The 4,533-nt window shown below is 69.5% G+C and carries 4 protein-coding genes; 2 read left to right on the top strand and 2 right to left on the bottom strand.

Features of this window, described 5'->3' with window-relative positions; genetic code table 11:
• The first annotated feature begins 200 nt into the window (after positions 1-200).
• Positions 201-869: a nitroreductase family protein gene (locus ACESK5_RS18825; RefSeq protein WP_372913122.1), complete on the top strand. Its 669-nt coding sequence runs from the start codon at positions 201-203 to the stop codon at positions 867-869.
• 47 nt (positions 870-916) lie between these two features.
• On the opposite strand, the gene dnaG is transcribed toward ACESK5_RS18825, so the two are convergent.
• Both dnaG and ACESK5_RS18815 read right to left on the bottom strand, forming a co-directional pair.
• On the bottom strand, positions 917-2,554 hold the full coding sequence (gene dnaG / locus ACESK5_RS18820; RefSeq protein WP_372913121.1) for a DNA primase DnaG: 1,638 nt from the start codon (positions 2,552-2,554) through the stop codon (positions 917-919).
• Positions 2,555-2,713: 159 nt separating this feature from the next.
• Positions 2,714-3,349 (bottom strand): TetR/AcrR family transcriptional regulator, encoded by a 636-nt coding sequence (locus ACESK5_RS18815; RefSeq protein ID WP_372913120.1) that lies wholly within the window; start codon positions 3,347-3,349, stop codon positions 2,714-2,716.
• A 253-nt stretch (positions 3,350-3,602) separates the two neighbouring features.
• On the opposite strand from ACESK5_RS18815, the gene ACESK5_RS18810 reads away from it, so the two are divergent.
• Complete coding sequence (locus tag ACESK5_RS18810; protein WP_372913119.1) at positions 3,603-4,454, top strand: pantoate kinase; 852 nt, start codon at positions 3,603-3,605, stop codon at positions 4,452-4,454.
• The last annotated feature ends 79 nt before the right edge of the window (positions 4,455-4,533 follow it).

Below are 4,533 nucleotides of genomic sequence, written 5' to 3'. Positions count from 1 at the left end.
GACGACGAACCGCTCGTGTCCCTCAAGCGACGCGGATTCGACCGCCGACGTCCGGTATCATCCGGGTAATCGGGTGACGCCACGGTTACTAGATTTCACGACCGTAACTGATTATTTCGTGTCTACTGATACCATACAGAAAGCGGCAACCAGCCCCGCGTCCGCGTTCGCTTTACCCGTCCCGCCCTACCGTTCACTCGATGGAACTCAGCGAAGCACTGCGGAGCCGCCGGTCGGTCCACGAGTACACCGACGAGTCGCTCGACGAGGAGACGATACACGACATCTTCGCGGACGCCACGTTCGCCCCCTCCAGTTTCAACCTCCAGCCGTGGGAGTTTCTCGTCCTGACCGACGACGAGGACCGCGAACGCCTGCGCGGCGTCGCCAACGACCAGGAACACGTCACCGACGCGCCGGTCGGCGTGGTCGTCCTCGGCAACAAAGACCCCTCGGCGCACGCCGACCGGGTCTTCGAGGACTGGCTCGACAAGGAGTACATCCCGAACGAGGACGTGAAGGAACACCTGGTCGACACGGCCGAGGGGATGGCCGAGATGGACGAGGAAGAACGGCGCGTCTGGACGACCCGCTCGACCGCGCTCGTGGCGATGAGCGTCATGCTGTCGGCGTGGGACCGCGGCGTCGCCACCTGTCCGATGGGCGGCTTCGACGCCGAGGGCGTCCTCGACGAGTTCGACGTGCCCGACCAGTTCGAACCGGTCATGCTGCTCACGATGGGCTACCCCGTCGAGGAGAGCGACGACCTGCAGAACGAGCGGAAACTCCGGCGTGAACCCGACGAAGTGCTCCACTTCGGCTCCTTCGACGGTATCAGGGAGGCGGTCGAGGCCCCCGCCGACGACTGAGGTACGCAGCGAGGAGTCGAACGAACCGCACGGCCGGACGACGCGGGTCAGCTCGCGCGGAGCTGGTCTGCGGTGCGGACGCGGACGCTCACGGGTTTCTTGACGTACTGTTCTGTCGACTCGCCGATCAGGTGGTCGACACCGCGCTGTGCCGCCACGTCGAGCAGTCGCTGGCTCACCGGCCCGTCGAGAACCACCGCGAAGGGGACCGTCTCGCTCCCTTCGAGTGCCGCGAACGCCTCGCCTGCGGCCGTCTCTTCGAGCACGCCGAGGTCGCCGTCGAGGAGTCGCACGACGCCGCGCTCGCCGTCGATGACGTCAGAGACGTGTCCCCGGAGCGTCGCCGTGGGTTCGTCGCCCGTCTCCGACTCCTGTGGCTCCGATTCGGCCGACTCGTCTGTGGCGTCCGTCTCGGCCGACTCGTCTGTGGCGTCGGTCTCTGTCGCCGCTGCCACGGCCTCGCTGGACTGCTCGGCGTCCACGTCGCTCGGCTCCGCCGCCGAGTCGCCCTCGTCGGCGGGCGTCGCGTCGGCCGCCGACTCCGCCGTGTCGACGAGTGTCTGTTCGCCGGCCGACTCCGACGCGGCCTCTGTGACGGCCTCCTCGGCCGCGGCGACCGACCCGACCGTGGCGTCGGCCTCGGCCGAGTCGGTCGTCGCTGTCGCGCCGTCTGCCGACTGGACCGCCCCGACGGTCGTATCCCCGTCCGAGGCGGGGGTCGGTCCGTCCGTGTGTTCGCTCACGCCGGTCCCGGCGTGGCCGCTGTCTGTGCCGACTCGCTCCCCATCGGGAGTGGCGGCCGCGGGCGACTCAGTCGTCGCCGGCGACCCCGTCCGAGGGCGTGCGGCGTCCTCCGTCTCGACCGTGTCGAGGTCGCCCGACTCGACGAGCGTCGCGTAGTCGACCTTGTCGCGGAGTGCGGACATCACCTCGTGGCGGGCGAGGTCCTCGACGGACTTGCCCGTCGGCGCGAACGCGGCGTGGTCCACGTCGCCGACCTGCGCGAGTTCGCGCAGAATCAGTTCCCCGCCGCGGTCGCCGTCGAGGAAGGCCGTCACGGTGCGCTCTGCGGTGAGTTCTGCGACCGCGTCGGGGACGTTCGTCCCCTCGACCGCGATGGCGTTCTTGATGCCGTACTTCAGCAGCGTGAGCACGTCTGCGCGGCCCTCGACGACGATGATGGCGTCGGAGTCGGTGACGTGCGGGCCGGCCGGGAGGCCGGCGTACTCGGTGATGTCCTCGACGCGGACCGCCTCGCGGACCTCGTCGAGAATCTCCCGGGAGTCCATCACGCTGTCGTCGAACGACTCGGTGAGGAGTTGTTTCGCTCGCTCGACGACCTCGCGGCGCTTCGCGGCCCGCACGTCCTCGATGTCGTCGACCTCGATTGTCGCACGGCACGGGCCGACGCGCGTGATGGTCTCCAGTGAAGCCGCGAGGATGGCCGTCTCCACCTTGTCGAGGCTGGAGGCGATGGTGACGGTCCCGTGTGACTGGCCGTTCTCGCTGTCTACCTGTACGTCTATCCGCCCGACTTTCGACGACTGCTGGAGGTCGCGGAGGTCGAGGTCGTCACCGAGGAGCCCTTCGGTCTGCCCGAAGATGGCCCCGACGACGTCACTCCGCTCTACCACCCCGTCGGCGGCGATGTCGGCGTGTATGAGGTATTTGGATGTATCGTCCATTGGTAATCTGCCCCGGTGTGGGGCGTGATGGTGAAGTCGCCATGATGTAACTCATGGACAGTTTATATAAAGCGCGCTCGGCAGAAATAGCTGTCGTACCCACGACGTGTCACCCCGTCGTCGGGTGAAATCGTCGATTCCCACGGGCGACCCCCGACCTCACAGAGTCGGCCGTTCACGGCCGTCGGCGAGCACCACGCGGTCGAGATACTCGAACACGCCGGCCCGCACGTTCGCGCCCACGTCCGCCATCCCCAGAGCCATCACCGCCCCCGCGGTGCCGTCTGCGGTCATCAGGACGACGCCCGCGACCTGTTCGGGGTCCACGTCCCGGAAGTCGCCCGACTCGATGCCGTCGCGGACGAAGCCCGCGAGGTCGTCGAGGACGCGGCGCTCGTAGCGCGTCAGTCGCTCGGCGAACGCCTCGTCGTGGGCCGCGTGCGCGAGCAGTTCCATTATCGCCACGTAGGTCCCCCGCTGGAGGTCGTCGTCGGGGTCACCGAGGAGCACGTCGCAGGCCCGGTAGAGTCGCCGTGCGGGGTCCGGGTCGTCGGCGACGGCTTCGAGACGGCCAAGCGAGTACTCCGCCGCCCAGTCCAAGAAGACGAGGATGAGTTCGGCCTTCGAGTCACAGTGGTAGAAGAAGAACGCCTCGCTCTTCGCGGACTCCGCGGCGACCTGCTTCGTCGTCAGGTCGGCGTAGCCGTGTCTCGCCAGCGCCGCCCGAACCGAGCGAGCGATCTCCTCGCGGGCCGCGTCCGGGAGGTCGTCGGTCCCCGTGGCGTCGTTCGACATACCGCCGTCTTGCGGGCCGGCCCGCTTAGGTCTCCCGACCGCGCCGGGGCAGGTGCTCACGGCCCCGTCGCGCCGTGCGGCCGCGCCGGGACGGGTGGTCACGGTCCCGTCGTGCCGTTCCACCGCGCCGGGGCAGGTGCTCACGGCCCCGTCGTGCCGTTCCACCGCGCCGGGACGGGTTCGACACAGCCTCGGCGCACCCTCCGACCACGAACTGTAACGCTTAACCGCGAGAGCCACACAGCACCGAGGGATGACCGACGAGGCGACGGCGTTCGTGCCGGGACACGTCACGGGCTTCTTCAGCGTCCACCGCGCGGACGACCCGACGGAGGCCGGGTCGCGCGGTGCGGGCCTGACGCTGACCGACGGCGTCGAGGTGACGGTCCGGCGGGCCGACGAGACTGCGGTGTATCTGGACGACACCAGCATCGAGATGGAACCGGTCGAGCGCGTCCTCTCGGCGCTCGGTGTCTCGGCTCGCGTGACCGCCACGACGGACCTGCCGGTCGGGTCCGGCTTCGGCGTCTCCGGCGCGATGGCACTCGGGACCGCACTGACCGCCAACGCCGTCTTCGACGCGAACCTCTCGGAGAACGAACTCGTGACGCTCGCACACGGCGCGGAGGTGCAGTCCGGCACCGGCCTCGGCGACGTGGTCGCACAGGCCCGCGGCGGCCTGCCGATTCGACTCGAACCCGGCGCACCCCCCACCGGGACGCTCGACGGGATTCCGGCCCGGACGCGCGTGGAGTATCTCGCCTTCGGGGAACTCTCGACGGAGACCGTCATCGGTGGCGACACCGACGCACTGTCGCAGGCGGGGACGGAGGCACTGTCTCGGGTGGTCGCAGAGCCGACACTCGCGCAGTTCATGTACGCCGCTCGCCGCTTCGCCCGCGAGGCCGGTCTCCTGACCGAGCGTGTCCGGGACACCGTCGTCGACGTGTCCGACGCGGGCGGGGAGGCGTCGATGGCGATGCTCGGCCAGACCGTCTTCGCCGTGGGCACCGGCCTGTCGGACGCCGGCTACGACCCCGCGGTGTGTGAGACCCACCACGCCGGGGCGTCGCTGGTGGCCCGCCCGCAGGAGCACGAGGGCTGAGCGCAGGCGGTCGCGCGGGGCATCTGTGGAGCGCCCGCAGTCGCGCGGGGCATCAGTGGAGCGCCCGCAGTCGCACGAG

This window comes from Salinigranum sp., from assembly GCF_041641895.1.
Classification (GTDB): domain Archaea; phylum Halobacteriota; class Halobacteria; order Halobacteriales; family Haloferacaceae; genus Salinigranum.
This window is presented reverse-complemented; position numbering and strand designations above follow the sequence as displayed.

Coding starts and splice junctions, on each gene's coding strand:
- ACESK5_RS18825 (WP_372913122.1), top strand. CDS start 201: ATGGAACTCAGCGAAGCACTGCGGAGCCGCCGGTCGGTCCACGAGTAC.
- dnaG (WP_372913121.1), bottom strand. CDS start 2,554: ATGGACGATACATCCAAATACCTCATACACGCCGACATCGCCGCCGAC.
- ACESK5_RS18815 (WP_372913120.1), bottom strand. CDS start 3,349: ATGTCGAACGACGCCACGGGGACCGACGACCTCCCGGACGCGGCCCGC.
- ACESK5_RS18810 (WP_372913119.1), top strand. CDS start 3,603: ATGACCGACGAGGCGACGGCGTTCGTGCCGGGACACGTCACGGGCTTC.